The sequence below is a fragment of the Levilactobacillus suantsaiihabitans genome, assembly GCF_004745505.1.
Lineage (GTDB): Bacteria > Bacillota > Bacilli > Lactobacillales > Lactobacillaceae > Levilactobacillus > Levilactobacillus suantsaiihabitans.
This window is the reverse complement of the sequence record NZ_RKLX01000011.1, coordinates 40,555-58,287: the sequence shown is the minus strand read 5'-3', so window position 1 is coordinate 58,287 and position 17,733 is coordinate 40,555. Positions and strand designations below refer to the sequence as shown.

General features: G+C 52.0%; 14 protein-coding genes. 9 read left to right on the top strand and 5 right to left on the bottom strand.

Going from position 1 to position 17,733, the window contains the following annotated elements; all coding sequences use genetic code 11:
- Positions 1 to 20 precede the first annotated feature (20 nt).
- The 5 genes from EGT51_RS07795 (at position 21) to EGT51_RS07775 (ending at position 6,807) form a co-directional block, all read left to right on the top strand.
- Complete coding sequence (locus EGT51_RS07795; protein ID WP_135368154.1) at positions 21 to 1,208, top strand: phosphopentomutase; 1,188 nt, start codon at positions 21 to 23, stop codon at positions 1,206 to 1,208.
- Positions 1,209 to 1,236: 28 nt separating this feature from the next.
- On the top strand, positions 1,237 to 1,944 hold the full coding sequence (deoD, locus tag EGT51_RS07790; RefSeq protein WP_125574828.1) for a purine-nucleoside phosphorylase: 708 nt from the start codon (positions 1,237 to 1,239) through the stop codon (positions 1,942 to 1,944).
- Between the two features lie 335 nt (positions 1,945 to 2,279).
- Positions 2,280 to 3,245 carry a sugar-binding transcriptional regulator gene (locus EGT51_RS07785; protein ID WP_135368153.1) on the top strand — a complete coding sequence of 322 codons (966 nt, stop codon included), beginning with the start codon at positions 2,280 to 2,282 and terminating at the stop codon, positions 3,243 to 3,245.
- A gap of 18 nt (positions 3,246 to 3,263) precedes the next feature.
- On the top strand, positions 3,264 to 4,562 hold the full coding sequence (locus EGT51_RS07780) for a pyrimidine-nucleoside phosphorylase (protein WP_135368152.1): 1,299 nt from the start codon (positions 3,264 to 3,266) through the stop codon (positions 4,560 to 4,562).
- A gap of 727 nt (positions 4,563 to 5,289) precedes the next feature.
- Entirely contained in the window at positions 5,290 to 6,807 is a 1,518-nt protein-coding gene (locus tag EGT51_RS07775; RefSeq protein WP_135368151.1) for a gamma-glutamylcysteine synthetase, read from the top strand.
- 516 nt (positions 6,808 to 7,323) lie between these two features.
- Here the strand turns inward: EGT51_RS07775 and EGT51_RS07770 are convergent.
- The 4 genes from EGT51_RS07770 to gnd all read right to left on the bottom strand — a co-directional run bounded on the left by EGT51_RS07770 (position 7,324) and on the right by gnd (position 13,010).
- Positions 7,324 to 8,646 (bottom strand): APC family permease, encoded by a 1,323-nt coding sequence (locus tag EGT51_RS07770; RefSeq protein ID WP_135368150.1) that lies wholly within the window; start codon positions 8,644 to 8,646, stop codon positions 7,324 to 7,326.
- A 346-nt stretch (positions 8,647 to 8,992) separates the two neighbouring features.
- Positions 8,993 to 10,351, bottom strand: a complete 1,359-nt coding sequence (locus EGT51_RS07765; protein ID WP_135368149.1) for a gluconate:H+ symporter — start codon at positions 10,349 to 10,351, stop codon at positions 8,993 to 8,995.
- Between the two features lie 167 nt (positions 10,352 to 10,518).
- Positions 10,519 to 12,069 (bottom strand): gluconokinase, encoded by a 1,551-nt coding sequence (gntK, locus tag EGT51_RS07760; RefSeq protein WP_135368148.1) that lies wholly within the window; start codon positions 12,067 to 12,069, stop codon positions 10,519 to 10,521.
- Between the two features lie 35 nt (positions 12,070 to 12,104).
- Positions 12,105 to 13,010 carry a phosphogluconate dehydrogenase (NAD(+)-dependent, decarboxylating) gene (gene gnd, locus EGT51_RS07755; protein WP_135368147.1) on the bottom strand — a complete coding sequence of 302 codons (906 nt, stop codon included), beginning with the start codon at positions 13,008 to 13,010 and terminating at the stop codon, positions 12,105 to 12,107.
- An 89-nt stretch (positions 13,011 to 13,099) separates the two neighbouring features.
- Here gnd and EGT51_RS07750 point away from each other — a divergent pair, with 89 nt between their 5' ends.
- The 3 genes from EGT51_RS07750 to EGT51_RS07740 all read left to right on the top strand — a co-directional run bounded on the left by EGT51_RS07750 (position 13,100) and on the right by EGT51_RS07740 (position 15,828).
- Positions 13,100 to 14,014: a MurR/RpiR family transcriptional regulator gene (locus EGT51_RS07750; RefSeq protein ID WP_135368146.1), complete on the top strand. Its 915-nt coding sequence runs from the start codon at positions 13,100 to 13,102 to the stop codon at positions 14,012 to 14,014.
- 725 nt (positions 14,015 to 14,739) lie between these two features.
- Positions 14,740 to 15,504, top strand: a complete 765-nt coding sequence (locus EGT51_RS07745; RefSeq protein ID WP_225428700.1) for a GH25 family lysozyme — start codon at positions 14,740 to 14,742, stop codon at positions 15,502 to 15,504.
- An 18-nt stretch (positions 15,505 to 15,522) separates the two neighbouring features.
- Entirely contained in the window at positions 15,523 to 15,828 is a 306-nt protein-coding gene (locus tag EGT51_RS07740) for a hypothetical protein (protein ID WP_135368145.1), read from the top strand.
- A 192-nt stretch (positions 15,829 to 16,020) separates the two neighbouring features.
- Here the strand turns inward: EGT51_RS07740 and EGT51_RS07735 are convergent, their stop codons facing one another.
- Positions 16,021 to 16,407, bottom strand: coding sequence for a DUF4828 domain-containing protein (locus EGT51_RS07735; RefSeq protein ID WP_135368144.1), 387 nt, complete (start codon positions 16,405 to 16,407; stop codon positions 16,021 to 16,023).
- A 317-nt stretch (positions 16,408 to 16,724) separates the two neighbouring features.
- On the opposite strand from EGT51_RS07735, the gene EGT51_RS07730 reads away from it, so the two are divergent.
- Positions 16,725 to 17,729, top strand: a complete 1,005-nt coding sequence (locus EGT51_RS07730) for a Gfo/Idh/MocA family protein (RefSeq protein ID WP_135368143.1) — start codon at positions 16,725 to 16,727, stop codon at positions 17,727 to 17,729.
- Positions 17,730 to 17,733 lie beyond the last annotated feature (4 nt).

The following is a 17,733-nucleotide window of genomic DNA, read 5'->3' as shown; positions in this document are numbered from 1 at the left end:
GTGAAAGCGGGTATATAGGTATGAAGTTCAAACGTATTTTTGGATTAGTCATGGATTCAGTCGGAACGGGTGCCGCTCCCGATGCTGCGAAGTACGACGATGAAGGCTCAGATACCTTGGGCCACGTCGGCCAACACTTTGCTGGCAAACTGGCTTTGCCGAACTTGGCGAAAATTGGGTTGTCCAACCTGCGCGACACGCCAATCGAAGGTGTGCCAGTCGCTGACGACCCGCACGCTTACTACGGTAAGATGCGTGAAATCTCCGCCGGTAAAGATTCCATGGACGGTCACTGGGAAATGATGGGCCTGCCAGTACGCAAGGCCTTGAGCACCTTCCCGAATGGCTTCCCAGCCGACATCATCGACAAGCTGGAAAAGTTCTCTGGTCGTAAAGTGATTGGGAACCGGCCAGAATCCGGGACCAAGATCATTGCCGAATTAGGGGAACAACAGATGGCCAAGGGCGACTTGATCGTCTACACCTCTGGGGACTCCGTCTTACAAATCGCAGCTCATGAAGACGTGATTCCGTTGGACGAGCTCTACAAGATCTGTGAGTACGCCCGTTCTCTGGTCAACGGCCCAGAATACTTAGTCGGGCGGATCATTGCTCGGCCTTACGTGGGACCAGACGCACAACACTTTACCCGGACCGCTAACCGGCGGGACTTCACGTTGGAACCAACCGGTGAGACCGACTTGGATCGCCTGCAAAAAGCGGGTGTGCACGTGGTCGCAGTTGGGAAGACCAACGACATCTTCTCCGGTCACGGGATTGACGAAGGCTACCACAATGAAAGCAACATGGACGGGATGGACCACGTCGATCACGTCATGGCCGAAGACTTTACCGGCTTTTGCTTCATCAACCTGGTCGACTTTGATGCCATGTACGGTCACCGCCGCAACCCTGAAGGCTTCGGTCAAGCCCTGATGGACTTCGACAAACGCCTGGGCACGGTCTTAGACAACATGCATGACGATGACCTGTTGATGATCACCGCCGATCACGGGAACGATCCAACCTTCAAGGGTTCCGATCACACCCGTGAACAAGTGCCTTTGCTGGTCTACTCACCAAGCTTCAAGCAAGGTGGGAGCTTAGGCGTACGGTCACCATTTGCTGACTTTGGGGCAACTGTGCTCGACAACTTTGGCGTGGCTGGCAACGATGAAGGCCACAGTTTCTTAGCAGACTTGAAATAGTGAACAACCATTTTAGGAGGAACTAATCATGAGTAACCATATTGAAGCGAAAAAGGGCGACATTGCTGATACTGTTTTGATGCCAGGTGACCCATTACGGGCAAAGTACATTGCTGAAACCTTCTTAGAAAACCCAGTTTGCTACAACAAGGTCCGGAATTGCTTCGGTTATACCGGGACTTACAAGGGCAAGCGCATTTCCGTTCAAGGGACGGGGATGGGGATTCCTTCAATTTCCATTTACGCTAACGAACTGATCAGAGACTACGGTGCAAAGACCTTATTCCGGGTGGGGACGTCCGGTGGGATGAGCCCCGATGTACACGTGCGTGACGTGGTGTTGGCCCAAGCGGCCACGACCGATTCTTCCATCATCCAAAACACCTTTGGCCCAGGCATCTACTACGCGCCAATTAGTGACTTTGGCTTGCTGGACACGGCTTACCACGTAGCCCAAGACCTGAACATTCCGGTTCGGGTCGGCAACGTCTTGGCCGAAGACCGGTTCTACAACGACGAAATGGACCGGCAAAAGCTGGTTGATTACGGTGTGATTGCTACTGAAATGGAATCCACAGCTCTCTTCATGTTGGCAGCGAAGTACCATGTTCGCGCCTTATCCGTCTTGACCATCAGTAACCACTTGATTACCGGTGAATCCACGACACCTGAGGAACGCGAAAAGTCCTTCAACGACATGATCAAGGTTGCGTTAGACACAGCCGTTAAAGGTTAACCACTAGCGGGTGCGGACACGAGTCGCACCCGTTTTCTGAAAGTGAACCAGATTGACGCTTGCCGTTGTGATTCCGGCCCGATAAGTCATTTGCTTGAGACGGGTGGCAATCTTAGCCGGAGACAGTCAGAGGTGGAGCCAGCTGTGTCGACGCAGTTAGCTGGCGTTTTGTGCCAGGTTACTGCGTGGGACGACTTTGGAGACTGGCGGGTTAAGCCAGGCTTCAAAGCGAGCTGGAAGCCCGCCTTATGGCTGGAAGCGTTCCCCATAGCAGGTGGAACCTCTGACTGACGCAGGCGGCAAGCAATAAAAAATAATTACAAGGAGGAATCGGGATGACAGAGACGACGGAACAGCGATTAGCGCAAGGGTTGACCGTTGCGAAAATGTATTATCAAGCTGACCAGAGTCAAAGCCAGATTGCCCAACAGCTGGGCATCTCGCGGCCGACCGTCTCCCGCCTCCTGCAATTTGCTCGTGAACAAGGATTGGTGCGGATTCAGATCGTGGACCCCGTGCAGGACGTGCAAACGCTGGAACAGGCGTTGACCGCGGCCTATCACGTTGAGGTTCACGTGGTTCCGACTCAGTTGACCGCCAACGCGGAATTGTTGAATACCGTTGGGTCGTACGCGGCCCGCTACCTCGAGGACATCGTGCAGGAACACGACGTCATCGGGATTGGTTGGGGGAAGACCATTTATGCCATTGGGTCTAACTTGGCACCGGACACGTTAACCGGTGTTGAGGTGATTCAGCTCAAAGGGAGCGTGAGTTATTCCACGGAGCACACGTACGCTTATGAAAGCATTGACGCCTTTGCCAACGCTTTTCACGCCGTGCCCCAGTACTTACCGTTGCCGGTTATCTTCGACCACCAACAAACTAAGGAATTGGTGGAGAAGGAACGGCACATTCAGTACCTCCTCGAGCTGGGTGAAAAGGCCAACATTGCCATTTACTCGGTCGGCACCGTCCGCAATAACGCGTTAGTCTTTCAGCTAGGGTATTTGCGCGAACCCGAAAAGGCCGCGCTGCAGGCCCATGCGGTGGGGGACATTTTCTCCCGGTACATTGACGAAAATGGTGAAATCGTCGATCCGCAGCTGAATGAGCGGACCATCGGCATCAATTTGGCAAGCTTAAAGCAAAAGGAACACTCGATTCTGGTGGCCGCGGGGGATGCGAAAGTCCCGGCCGTCAAGGCGGCCTTGTTAGGCGGCTATCCGAATTGTCTGATTATCGATCAACACGCAGCAGCACAACTACTGAAAGTGTCACCCAATGCGGTGGCCAATTAGAAATGGAGTGGCTGAAACATGAGAATGGTAGACATTATTGATAAGAAACGTAACGGTGGCGAATTAACCAAGGAAGAAATTCAAACCTTCGTTGACGGTGTCGTTTCCGGTGAAATTCCAGATTACCAAACCAGTGCCTTCTTAATGGCAACGTACTTCAACGACATGACGGACGCCGAACGGTCTGAATTGACCATGGCCATGATGAAGTCCGGGGACCATTTGGACTTATCCAGCATTCCTGGCGTCAAGGTCGACAAGCACTCGACCGGTGGTGTTGGGGACAAGACCAGTATTCCGTTGGCCCCAATCGTGGCCGCACTGGGCATTCCCGTGCCAATGATCTCTGGCCGGGGGCTGGGTCACACGGGTGGCACCTTGGATAAATTGGAAGCGATTCCAGGTTATCAAGTTGAAATTAGTGAAGACGACTTCAAGAAGCAAGTTAAAAATGAAGGCTTAGCCATTGTCGGCGCTACCGGGAACATTGCCCCCGCCGACAAGAAGATCTACGCCTTGCGTGACGTGACCGACACGGTGGACTCCATTCCATTGATTGCCAGCTCCATCATGAGTAAGAAGATTGCTTCCGGGACCGACGCCTTAGTGATCGACGTCAAGACCGGGGCCGGCGCCTTCATGAAGACGCTGGATGATTCCCGTGAATTGGCCAAAGCCTTAGTTGGCATCGGTAAAGGGGTCGGCATGAACTGCATGGCCATCATTTCCGACATGAACCAACCATTGGGGAACGCCATTGGGAACGCCTTGGAAATCAAGGAATCCATCGACTTACTGAAGGGCCAAGCACCCGCTGACATCACGGACTTAGTCTTGACCTTAGGTTCTCACATGGTCGTCATGTCCGGTAAGGCCGACGATTTGAAGACGGCCCGGGCAATGTGTGAAAAGACCATCGAAGACGGTTCCGCACTGAAGAAATTCGGTGACATGATTGCGGCTCAAGGCGGCGACCGGAACGTCATCGATCATCCAGAAATCATGCCACAAGCCAAATACAAGATCCCACTGCCAGCCAAGACGGACGGGGTCGTTAGCAAGGTCGAAGCCGATGAAATGGGTATCGCCGGGATGTTACTCGGTGGTGGCCGGCAAAAGGCTGACGACAAGTTGGACTACGCGGTTGGTATCATGATGAACAAGAAGGTCGGCGACGCAGTCAAGGCTGGCGACACCTTATTGACCATCTACAGTAACCGAGAAAACGTCGATGACATCAAGCAGATGCTCTACGATAACATTGAAATCAGTGATTCAGCTGAACCAATCACGCTGATTCACGAAACGGTTCGGTAGTCGAATCGTTGGCTTCATCTCCAAAAAAGACCAACTGGGTTTTGCGCCTGGCTGGTCTTTTTGGGTTGGTATGGTCAGGGCTATACGTAGTAAGTGTCAAGAAAGATTGATAAGGCCAGCGATAAACGCTAACTGTTTTTTTGGCACTGTGGGTAGAATCTGGCGTTGATCCATTTAGAGCACTAGTCTTAACCGATGGGCCATTCATAGCTGGTACATCAAGTGCAAAGTTAGGTTAATCCAATGTTTCGGACAACGCACAATCTTGCCGGAGGAGGCCAGGGATGGCCCCATCTGGGTCGGCGGTGTTGGCTGAGGTTTTGTCTCAGCCTACAGCGCGGGGCGACTTTGGAGACTGGCGGTTTGTGCCCGGCTTCAAAGCGAACCGGAAGCCTGTACTTGGGCTGGAGGCGCCCCCCATAGCAGACGGAATCCCTGGCAGCCGCAGGCACTGGTTTGTGCAATTGATAAGATAAGGGGGTTCCAACCTAGAGTTTCACGTAACGGTAGGCGGACCGATTTAAACGGATAAGACAGTCACTAAATATTTTTTGAAAAACTGGTGAAATATCAGTGACACGGGGGCCAATATTGTTTACACTTTAGGTTAACTAGAGATTGGAAGCGAGTCGGTCGTGGCCGCGACCGGGAGAATGCCCAGTGCTTGTCGACTGACGACCTTTAGCGCTTGTCACACTCATCTTGACAGTTAGGGGATGTTACCGTCATGCTGGACAACTTATTAACGGTTATTCGCGAAGAAAACCTTTCGGAACAGCTTTATCACAGTTTGGTTGGCTTGGAAATCGAGGAGCAGCGCATCGACCAGCACGGCCGGTTGAGCCGCCGTCCGCATCCCAGTCAGCTGGGGTCACGGACCTTTCACCCGTATTTACAAACGGACTTTACGGAAAGTCAGTTGGAGGTCATCACGGATCCCAACCCCAATATCGGCGGGACCTTGGACCAGCTGGATACCTTGCAAACGGTGGCGTATCGGTCGCTAGAAGGCGATGACCGTATCTGGCCGCTGAGCATGCCGCCGGTCATGGACGCGACCGACCTGCAATTTATTGCCGATCACTTTGACCGCCCCGCGATTCGGCCCTACCGCGAACATTTAATCCAAAAATACGGCCTACAACACGGCTGTTTGACTGGCGTGCACGTGAACTACAGCTTGCCGGATCCCGTGGTACACCGGCTATACAGTCACTACACCCAAGAATTTCCGTCACTGATAGCCTTTAAGAATGCCCTGTACTTCCGCATCGCCCAAAACTTCGTGCGCTACCAGTGGTTGTTGACCTATCTATTTGGCGCTAGTCCGTTGGCGGAAAAGGGATTCTTTGATCCAATGCCCCCAGAATTACAGCGCCCGGTCCGCAGCATTCGCAACAGTCGCTTTGGTTTCGTCAATTTTGCCAAGGAACAGGTGACCTACACCTCGTTAAAGGCCCATTTGAGCCAGCTCCAGCAGTTTATAGACGATGGGACCTACTTCTCGGCTCACGAGTTTTACGGCCCCGTACGGCTCAAGGGACAGGCTAACGCCCATGACTTTCAAACGGGCGGTATCCGCTACCTGGAGCTGCGCGATTTCGACAACACGCCGTTCACGCCCAACGGGGTCAGCCGGCACATGCTGTATTTCTTGAAGATCTTCATGCTGTACCTGTTGACGCAACCCGAACCAGCGGATTTAGCCACCGCCCTGACCGAAGCACGGGCTAAAAACCAAGCCGTGGCGTTAGAAGACCCGTTGACCCCGACTGCCTATCAAGCAGAAGGGTCGCGCATCTTTGCGGAAATGCGGCAGATGGCCGAAGCGCTGGCGACGCACACGGAACAGTGGGAAATCATCGATGACTTAGAAGAGGTTTTGATGCACCCAGAGTTGACGCCGGCGGCCAAGTTGCTAGCGCACGTGGAACAGGGCAGTCTGATGAAATTCGGTCAGGCCGTTGCCCGCAAATGGTACCACGACCGCATCAGCGCCCCGGCCTTGTTGCCGCAACTCGCCCAGTTGAGCGACCAGGCGCAGCGGTTCATCTTGACGGCCCTGCAAGCCGGCGTGCAATTCTACCAGGTCCGCGATGAAAATGGCGCCGACCTATTGATGTTCACCTTCGATGGGGTGACCCAGGTGCTAGAGGACCGCGAGACGCACGTGGCGGACCCCAACGCCCGCCTGCGCCAGCTATTCCCCGACCTCCCACCGTTGCCGACGCCATTACATTACTAAAAGGTGAGCCTAATATTGGCGAAACCAGGCGCCTGCGTCAGCCAGGGTTCCACCTGCTATGGGGAACACCTCCAGCCTGAGAAGCGGTCTTCCGGTTCGCTTGAAAGCCTGGCAAAGACCGCCAGTCTCCCAAGTCGTCCCACGCTGTAGGCTGAGACAAAACCTCAGCCAACACCGTCGACACAGCTGGCTCCACCCTGGCTGCCTCCGGCAAATTGATGGCTATCAGCAACACTGTGTTAATTAAATAGCAGTCGTCAATGTAGCTATCATCTGGGGGTTGGGTTGGGCGACTGGCATACCTTACTTAGCTGAGAGTTCGCATTGCGAGGCTGAGAACGAATATTTTTAACGTTATGAGTCGCATGATAATAATGGTTCCAGCTGATTTTCGTCTTTCGGGCTTCAGTTATGAACTATAAATAAAAATCCTCTTGCTCGGTTTAAGCCGGGTAGGAGGATTTTTGGGTTATGAATTTTACACAACGGCAGGCGACCAGCGTGGATAAATCGTGATTACTCCACAGTCGGATGGTGTTGGTGCCAGTAGTAGACGGGTAGCCCAATCAAGGTCAGTGCTAGCCCCGTTACGGCCAAGCCAGTTTCGGTGACCAGGGTGGTAACCAGGATGAAGAGGCCACCTAATAAGGCAATCAACGGAATCACGGGGAACCCGGGTACGCGATACGGCCGCGCCAGTTCGGGTTCTGTCCGCCGTAGTTTGAACACGGCAATGAAAATTAGACAGTTAAAGCACCACATAACAAAGACCAACATGTCCGTCAGAAGGTCAAAGCTGCCCATCAGCATCATGATGAGGGCGATGATAAACTGAACGGTTCCCGCAAAGTAGGGGACGTAGGTCCGCCGAGATAAGCGCCGGAAGTATTTGGAAAATGGCAGGCTGTCCTCTGCGGCCATGGCGAAGGGGACCCGCATCCCGGTCAACGTGTAGCCGTTGATGGCACCGTAGACGGAGATGAGGATACCAATCGTGACCAATTTACCGCCAAATTGCCCGAACAATTTCATGGAGGCATCGGCCGCGGCATTTTGATTACCGGCAATCAGGTCGATGGGCAAGGTCTTCAAGAAGACCAGGTTGACCAACGTGTAAATGATGGTGATACCCGCCAACCCAATGACGATAGCCCGCGGTAGGTCGCGTTCGGGGTGTTTCATTTCGCCGGCAATGTTTCCAATGCTGATCCAGCCGTCATAGGCAAACATCGTTGCCAACAGGCTGGAACTAAAGGCGGTGCCCCAGTTGAGGTGGTCACCGGTGGTAATGGGCCACCACTGAATCGGGTCGTTGGCCGGCGCAAAGAGGCCGATACCGACAATGACGATGATGGGGATCAATTTAAAGACCAAGGCCACCGACTGCACGGAACCGCCCACCTTGGCGCCCAAGAAGTTCAGTCCCGTAATACTCAGGCCACAAATGATGGCCACCGGGAGTTGCCAACTGCTGCTGAGGTGAAATAGGGCGACCCACTGTGTCCCAAAAATGATCGACAGAGCCGCGATATTGGCGGGGTAGTAGACCAATAATTGCGCCCACCCCATCAAGAAGCCCACGGGCTTGCCGTAAGCATATTCCAGGTAGCGCATGGCGCCTCCAGTGCGCGGGATTGCGGCGGCCAGCTCGGCACTGGTCAGACCAGCACAGATGGTCAACACTCCCCCGAGAATCCAAGCCACCAGCGTCATATTGGCCGAATGGTTAGCGGCCACGACACTAGCAGTCTTAAAGAATACCCCGCCGCCGATCACGGTTCCCATGACGGTGGCCAGGGCGGTAAACGTGCCGATTTCTCGGCGTAACTCTTTTGCCAAACTCTTGACGCCTCTCTTCTCTCAAATGACTGATTCAACTATTATAGCACGGATTTTTGGGTGATGTTGGTGGGGAGCGTGAAATTTCCCTGAGAATTAGATTGGGTACAATTTAGTGCGTAAGGGATGCGTTAGTTTTGACCCTGAGTCGTTTAGCGGTTAATGGGTGATAGGTGAGGGAGGCTGTTGAACCATGTTAGTTCTTGGTACACAAGTTGATGTTGCGTGATGGGGGAAGTGGAGGGTGAACGGTAGGCGGCCAGGATAACTTATGCTGCCAAAAAAATCCGCCACCCAGAACTGGGCAGCGGACGAGATGATGCTCGAATTAATTGTCAGAAAAATTCTAGTGGAATGCCATGTTCAACAGCAGAACAATCAGGATACCCACGATGGAAATCACAGTTTCCAGCACGGTCCAGATACTCAGCGTTTGCTTAACCGTCAAATCGAAGTATTCCCGGAACATCCAGAAACCGGCATCGTTCACGTGAGAAGCGGCTAAGGAACCGGCACCAATGGCCAGCACCATCAAGGCTGGGTCAACACCGGATTGCGCCATCAATGGGGCAACAATCCCGGCAGCGGTCAATGCGGAAACCGTGGCAGAACCTAAAGCCACCCGCAGAACCACAGCGACTAACCAACCTAAGATCAGTGGGGACATGTTGGAATCGATAAAGAGTTTGGCAACTTCTTTACCAACACCACCGTCGATGAGGACTTGCTTGAAGGCCCCACCACCACCGATAACTAACAGCAGCATGGCGATTGACTTAACGGCATTTTCCAAAGTAGCCATGATGTCAGCGGTCTTACGCTTCCGACCCCAACCCATGGTAAACATAGCAACCATCAGGGAAATTAACATGGCGATGGCTGGGTCACCAATCAGGGCCACGATTTGGTCCAACATGGTGGCGTTCTTGGTAGGAGTAGCCCCACCGTCGACCGTCATCTTGTAAATGGTCGTGATGGCCATCAAGATAACAGGGAAGAGGGAAGTTAAGACGGATAAGCCGAAGCTAGGGGCTTCAGAAGGCTTGAAGGTCTTGACTTCACCCAAGGAAGACAAGTTCCCTTTTTGTTGAAAGGCAGTTGGGGCAAATTTTTGGGCCAACTTCGTAAACAGTGGTCCGGCAACAATGGCGGCTGGAATCGCGACCACTAAACCGAACAGGAGGACCTTACCATCATTGGCGCCCAAGACTTGCGCAATGGCAACTGGGGCCGGGTGAGGTGGTAAGAACCCGTGGGTAACAGACAAAGCGGCTGCCATGGAAATCCCTAAGTACAGGATTGGCACATCAGCTTCAACGGCGATGGCAAAGACGATAGGAATTAACAGAACCATTCCGACTTCGAAGAATAACGCGATCCCAAGAATAAAGGAAGCAAGCATAATAGCTAATTGAAGGCGTTTCTTACCGAATTTGTCGATCAGCGTGGTGGCAATCACATAAGCCCCACCGGCGTCGGCAACTAACCGACCCAGCATGGCCCCGAAACCGAAGACTAAGGAAAGTTCACCCAGTTGGCTCCCAATCCCAGATTCAATCGTCGTGGCGATCTTGGTGAGGTTCATGCCCAACAGCATGGCTGTTAGGACAGAAGTGAGAATCAGGGAAACGAACGTATTGATCTTGAACCGAATAATGAGGACCAATAGGAAGATGACCCCGATAAGTAAAGCTAGAAGTTCCATAGGAAGTAAGCCCTTTCATATAGTTAATTTTGAAAAGCCAACGTGAAAGCGTTGGCTTCTCAATACTTTGTACACACATTGTACTAGACTAAGTGTGGTTTGTACACAATTTGCTCGCGAAAAATTAAATTTTTTATTTAGTTTCAGAAAAAACTAAACCGGCTAACTTATTTTTTCGCCTTTGCGTGGACGTGGGTCCGTTGATACTCAGCGATGTTCTTGTATTCTGATTGTAATTGCCGACTCAGGCGAATGTAAATCGGAACCAAGGCACGGTAAGCATCGTAGGTTTCTGGGTTCGGGTGGTGGACGTTAGCGACCCCGATGAAGTTCTTCACAACGGAGAGATCATCAATCAGACCTAACGCGTACATCCCGAGCGTAGAAGCACCCAGCGCTGTCCCTTCAGGACTTTCTGGAATCGTGACGTCTTGTTCAAAGATGTCCGCCAACATTTGGCGCCAGAGTTCTGAACGGGCGAAACCACCAGTTGCTTGAATGCTAGTTGGCTTGCCAACGACTTCTTCGAGGGCCAACATCACGGTGTACAGGTTGTAGACAATCCCTTCGAGGGCTGCCCGCACCATGTGAGCCCGTGAGTGGGTCCGCGTCAAACCGAAGAATGAACCGCGGGCGTTAGCGTCCCAGATAGGGGCCCGTTCGCCACCTAAGAATGGGTGGAAGATCAGGCCGTCGGAACCAGCTGGCACCTTAGCGGCAATTTCGGTTAAGAGGTCGTAAGAGTCAACGCCCATTTGTTCAGCGGTCAGCTTTTCAGGTGCGAAGAGTTGATCACGAACCCAACGGAAGACGATCCCCCCGTTGTTAACAGGACCGCCGACTACCCAGTGGTCTTTGCACAGGTAGTAACAGAAGACCCGGCCTTTAGGGTCGATCTTCGGCTTGTCGGTAACGACCCGAACGGCACCAGAAGTCCCGATGGTCACAGCGACCACGCCTGGCTTAATGGCGTTAACCCCTAAGTTGGCGAGGGGACCATCGGAAGCACCCATGATAAAGGGAGTTTGTGGGTCCATACCAATCACACCGGCGTAATCTGCGTTCATGCCAGTGATTCGGTCAGTTGTGTCGACCAATTTTGGTAATTGGTCACGGGTAATCCCGGCAACTTCTAAGGCTTGGTCGTCCCAGTCCATCTTAAAGATGTTGAACAGACCAGTGGCATTGGCAATCGAGTAGTCTTCTTGGAGTACGCCGAACAGACGGTATAAAACGTATTCCTTGATTCCGACGAACCAGCGGGCTTGCTTGAACAAGTCAGGTTGGTCATTGCGTAACCAGATTAATTTGCTAAGTGGCGTCATTGGGTGAATTGGTGTCCCGGTCTTTTCGTAAAGTTGCTTACCCACACCGTTTTCACGTAATTCATCCGCGTACTTCACCGCACGGTTATCAGCCCAAGTAATTGCTCGGGTCAGCGGTTTGTGGTCTTCATCTAACAGAATCAGACTGTGCATGGCAGCGGAGAAGGAGACACCTTGAATCTTGCCATTCTTCAAATCTGCCTTGCGCATTACCGTGGTTAACCCATCGATCATTGCGGAGAAAATCTCATCTGGATCTTCTTCGGCCATGTCGGGCACATCTTGATAGAGGGGATAAAGGTTGTTTGAATAACCTTGCATCTGACCCGCAGTATCATAAAGTACGGTCTTGACACTGGTAGTACCAATATCGACCCCAATCATGTAGTCCATAGAGCTCTTCCTTTCGTGTCGCTAATTAAAAAGTGTTATTTGCCAGCCTTGTCCATGGCGTGGCCACCAAAACCGTTACGTAAAGCAGAAACCACTTTACCAGTGAAGGTGTCATCTTGCATAGAACGGTAACGCATCATTAAGGCCAAAGCGATAACTGGCGTTGGGACGTGGCTGTCCAAACCTTCTTGAACAGTCCATTGACCTTCACCAGAAGCGTGCATGCGGCCAGCGATCTTTTCAAGTTCAGGATCCTTGGCAAATTGTTCTTCGGCCAATTCCATGAGCCAGCCGCGGATAACAGAACCGTGGCTCCAAACCTTGGCAACGGCTTCGTTGTCGTAGTCGAAGTCAGAAGCTTCAAGCACTTCAAAACCTTCGGCGATGGCTTGCATTTCACCGTATTCGATCCCGTTGTGGACCATCTTCAAGTAGTGACCTGAAGCGGCACGACCGGTGTAAAGGTAGCCGTCTTTTTCAGAGATATCTTCGTATAATGGACGAAGCGTTTCGAAGGCTTCCTTGTTGTCCCCACCGATCATGAAGTTACCGTGTGAACGTGCGCCTTCCATACCACCTGAAGTCCCACAGTCAAAGAAGTCGATGCCTTTGGCCTTTAAGAGGTCGTTGTGACGAAGAGAATCCTTGTAGTAAGAGTTCCCACCATCAATTAAGATGTCGCCCTTACCCAGCAACGTGCTTAATGATTCAATCGTGGAATCGGTTGGCTTGCCGGCTGGAACCATGACCCAAACAATCTTAGGTGAAGGTAACTTAGCAACCATATCTTCTAAGCTATCGGCGCCTTCAGCACCTGCAGCAACTGCCTTGTCAACAAAATCTTTGTTTAAATCATAACCGACGATTTCGTGGTTGTGATCCATAGCGTTTTCTGCAAGACTAAGACCCATCTTACCTAAACCAATTAATCCGAGTTTCATGAAATTAATCTCCTTTGCATGATGCGAAATTTTTCTGACAACGCTATTATATGTAAAAAAGTTTCACTTTTCAAGGCTTTTGATGTAAAATGTTTACAAAAAGTGAAATAACGCAGCAAAAGGCTGCTAGAAAGGGGGCGGCAACCATCGCGCGTTCAACGATTGGCAAGATCCGGGGCACCTATGATCAATTATCCCGGACGGAAAAGAAAGTTGCCCAGCTCGCATTGGACAATCCGGGAGTCGTCAGTGAGATGACCATCAAAGAACTGTCGAGTGCGACCGGTGTTTCCACGGCCACGATTTCGCGGTTCGTCAAACGCATGGATTATGCCAACTATCGTGAGTTTACCATGGCATTGGCCCATATGGCGATTGAAGACGCTCCGCAAGTTAGTTCATTTCCTGAACTCGATGAGGGCGATTCGCTGTCGACCATTGCCAACAAGACCTTTCGCTACACGATTCATTCCTTAGAAGCGACCAATGAGGCGCTGAGTGAACACGAGTTGGCGCGAGCCGTCTTGAAATTGATTCACGCCAAGTCCGTGACGTTCTTTGGGCTCGGCGGGTCATCGATTGCGGCTTTGGATGGCTACCATAAGTTTTTACGAACCTCACTCAACGTGGCGTTTTATCCGGATTATGATATTCAACTGATGCAGGCGGCCAAGCTCGGCCAAGACGACTGTGCCATCATTATTTCTCACTCGGGACGGAATCACGAGACGCTAAACATTGCCGATGAGCTAAACAAAAATGGTGTCACCATCATTGCCATCACCAGCTACAGTGGCTCGCCGCTCGCTCAGGCCGCCGACGTTTCCTTCCTATCACTAACGGACGAGGTCAATTACCGTTCGGAGGGGATGTACTCCTTGATTTCACAGCTGGCGATTCTGGACAGCCTGTTTATGATGACGGTCTTGCGCATCTCGTCGCGAACGGACCAAACGCTGACCAAGGTGCGCGACGTCATCGAACAGACCCGCCATGAACGGTAAGGCGGTCAGCACCAACTGTACAATAGATAATTAAAGGTTAAAAGTAAAATTAACGCGCGGATTGGCGTAGCGACGGTGTTCCGACACCTAAGATTGGTGAAACCAGGCGCCTGCGTCAGCCAGGGTTCCACCTGCTATGGGGAACACCTCCAGACTGAGGAGCGGTCTTCCGGTTCGCTTGAAAGCCTGGCAAGGACCGCCAGTCTCTCAAGTCGTCCCGCGCTATGACCTGGCAAACAACGCCAGGTAACACCGCCGACACAGCTGGCTCCACCCTGGCTGCCTCCGGCAAAATTCGCAGGTTCAGAAACTATGTGTTTAGATTGTTGTAACCAGTATGATGGCGATTTGGTCGGCAGTAGCCAATTGACAAAGGTAGTTGACAACGGCCATTGTAGCCGATAGTTCGCTAGAGATGAGCTCAGCTGTGGGAGTTCCCTTAGCGGCACGGGCCACGGCGCTTAGGGAACTGGCAACTTGGAGACGCGGTCTATCGGCTCCAAGTTGAGGCCCGAGACCGCTCTATGGCTCGGACCGACGCCCTCAGCGTTCCAACTCATCTCTAGCGAACGGTAAGGCGGCCAGTACCGACTGTATAATAGACAACTATTTCCGTAAAATAGATGAGCCCCCAAATTGCTTGGTGGCTCATTTTTCTTTAAGCTTTTTTAGGGGATAGGCATGGTATAATAGATGATATTCTACAGACTGAGGAGAAGTGGTGAGTGACGGTGAAGCGACGTGAGGTTCAACCCATCTATGAGAATACGTTTCATCGTCGGCACCATCGCCGGTGGTGGGTCTTGTTGGGACTGATTGTCGTGGCGCTTATCGCGGGTTTTGGTTGGACACAGTGGCAGGCCCACCAAAAACGGCAGTTGGCCAATTATCCGATTCGCGGTGTGACAGTCAATCAGGACAGTGGTTACCTGGACTATCAGCAGTTGGCTAAACACGTTCAGTTCGTGTATTTGCAAGCCACTTCAGGAGCCACGTACACCGATGACGACTTCAGCGATAACTATTCTCGTTCTCAGGGGGCCAGCGTCAAGGTCGGCGTTGCCCACACGTTTAGCTTTACCACGTCTGCCAACCGCCAGTACCGGCATTTTCACACGACGGTCGGGCAAAATACGGGGACACTCCCAATCATGGTGGCCGTGAACTACTATGGTAAATATAATAGTAGTAATGTCGATATGGCCAAGCAAGGCCAAAAACTGAAGAAACTGGTCAGTGAGCTCGAATGGTATCATCAGGGTGTGATTATCTTAGCGACACAACAGGTGTTGACGCAATTCGTTCAGCCGGTCTTACCCGCACAAGATTATTGGGTCACCGGTGGCAAATTAGCCGGACACAGCGCTCAGGTCAAGCTGATCGCGTATGACACGGAGGGCAGTGTCACCCAAAATGGTCAGAGTCTACCCGTTGTGCGCTCCGTGTTCAACGGCAACCAGCACGCTTGGCAGAAGTTCGCGGCCAATTAGTTGAGAGAAGGTGTTAACATGGCGGCTAATATCTTTGATCACGAGGAATTGATGATCACGGTGTTGAATCAATTAGCCGACCGTGCGCATTTGGAATCGGTGGCGTTAGTCCTCTTAACGGCCCGTCTGTCAGCGGCAGAAAGTCAGGCCGTGATGGATTTCATTGCCGAAAAGCAGGTGAAACAGCAACTCCTCTCGCAACAAGCGTGCGCGGACCAAGTTTTAAAGATCAAGCCGGATATCGAAAACGCCTTGGTGTTCGTGCAACGATTAAAGCGTGCTACGATGGCGGAAGGGCGCTTCTCAGACGTTTTAAATGATTAACGTAATAGACAAAAAATGAGCCTGGGACAAAATCCCCAGGCTCTTTCACTTCACCTTTATCTAGCTGAAACGTGCGCCAAAAGGCAGCCGGTTCCGCTTAAACCTGATAACCAAACAATCCAAGATCGGGATTATTTGGTTATCAGCCTTAATGCTCGCCAGCTAATCGCCTTTCGTCCCACTCTAAACACGTTAGTTTTCGTTAGGGTGGTCTGGCTTAGCCGTCAGCGGCTGCATGGCGTAGGTGCAGTCGTCGGCTTCATCGAAAAAGGAAATTGGTTGACGTTCATTGGCGTGAATCGTCAGATGATAGCCGAACTTATCCTGAAATGTCAGTTGTTGTTCATTGAGGTCTTGAACGCGGACCTGTAGTTGGTGGTCATCGATTTGCACGTCAAGATTAGGACTAATTTCTAACCGGTGGCGCCGCTGGTTGTGGGGGTCAATGAACTGCCACGTCCCAACGTAGAAGAGTGGCGACGTGCTTGGTTGTGGGTCTTTCTTTTTGCGCAACGAAAAGCCGCCAGTCAATCCGGCAACCAGTGAAATTCCAAATAAGGCGATGTCTCGACCTTTCACCGGTAATCCCTCCCTTGAATTAGTTTCTCCTTTAAATATAACATTTTTAACCGGAAAAGCCGCAATATTTCCCCTGGATTTTGGGGAAAATTAATTCTCTGGCTATCGCCCAGGGAAGGTGCCTGGTAAAATAAGGATTGCCCCGCTTAGTGGTGGTTTCGGTTTAGCTATATCAAATTTCAAAATCGGGGAGCGGTGACGACCGGGACGAACACGGATGACCGATTGTGCACAGAAGTGTGGTACTCTAAAAGTGGTCTAGTGAATTTTTGACGTTAAATATTAAATAGGTAACGAAACAATTTGGAGGGATTTATATGATTCGCATGGGAACGGTCGGCACCAACTGGATTACCCAACAGCTGGTCGAAGCCTTGGCCCTCAGTGGTCAGTACGAATTGGCCGGGGTGTACTCGCGGCATCAGGATACGGCGGAGGCATTTGCTACTAAAAATCACGCCCAAGCTAGCTATACCAATTATGAAGATATGTTGACTCAGGCCCAACTGGACGTCGTGTATATCGCCTCGCCCAACAGCCTGCATTTCAAGCAAGCCATGGCCGCCATCGACCACGATATTGACATCGTGGTGGAAAAGCCGGCTTTCAGCAATCGCCAAGAAATGGTGGCCATTCAAGCAGCCTTGGCGCAACATCCCCAAGTGAAGTTCTTTGAGGCGGCGCGCCACGTGCATACGCCCAACTTCCACGCCTTGGAAAAGGCCTTGTTGGGCCTGCCACTGATCCAGGGGGCATCGCTGACCTACATGAAGTACTCGTCGCGCTACGACCTGGTCTTGGATGGCGAAGTGCCCAACGTCTTCAGCCGCCAGTTCTCCGGAGGTGCGTTGCAGGATCTGGGCGTCTATCCGATCTACTTGGCGATTGCCTTGTTTGGCCAACCGGAACACGTCCAGTACTACCCGACGCTGATTGCGACCGGCGCGGACGGCAAAGGGGTTGCCATGTTGCGGTACCCAGGCTTTGACGTGACCGTGTCCTTTGGCAAGACCAGCAATTCGACCGCAATTTCTGAAATCTACGGTCTGAAGGAAACCATTGCGCTGGATAGCGCCGGTGAGCTGACCCACGTCGAGGAACACGCGGCTTCCGGTGTCGTGCAAGACCTGAGTGCACCGGACCTAGCCAACCCGATGTTGCCAGAGGTCCAAGACTTCGCGCGGGTGTTGTTGGCCCCGGATGACCCACAGAACCAAGCAGACTACCAGCGTTGGCTACAGTGGAGTCTGACCGTGAACCAAGTGCTTTACAGCCTGCGAGTGAGCGCTAACCTGCGTTTCCCAGCTGATGAGAACGACTAGAAAG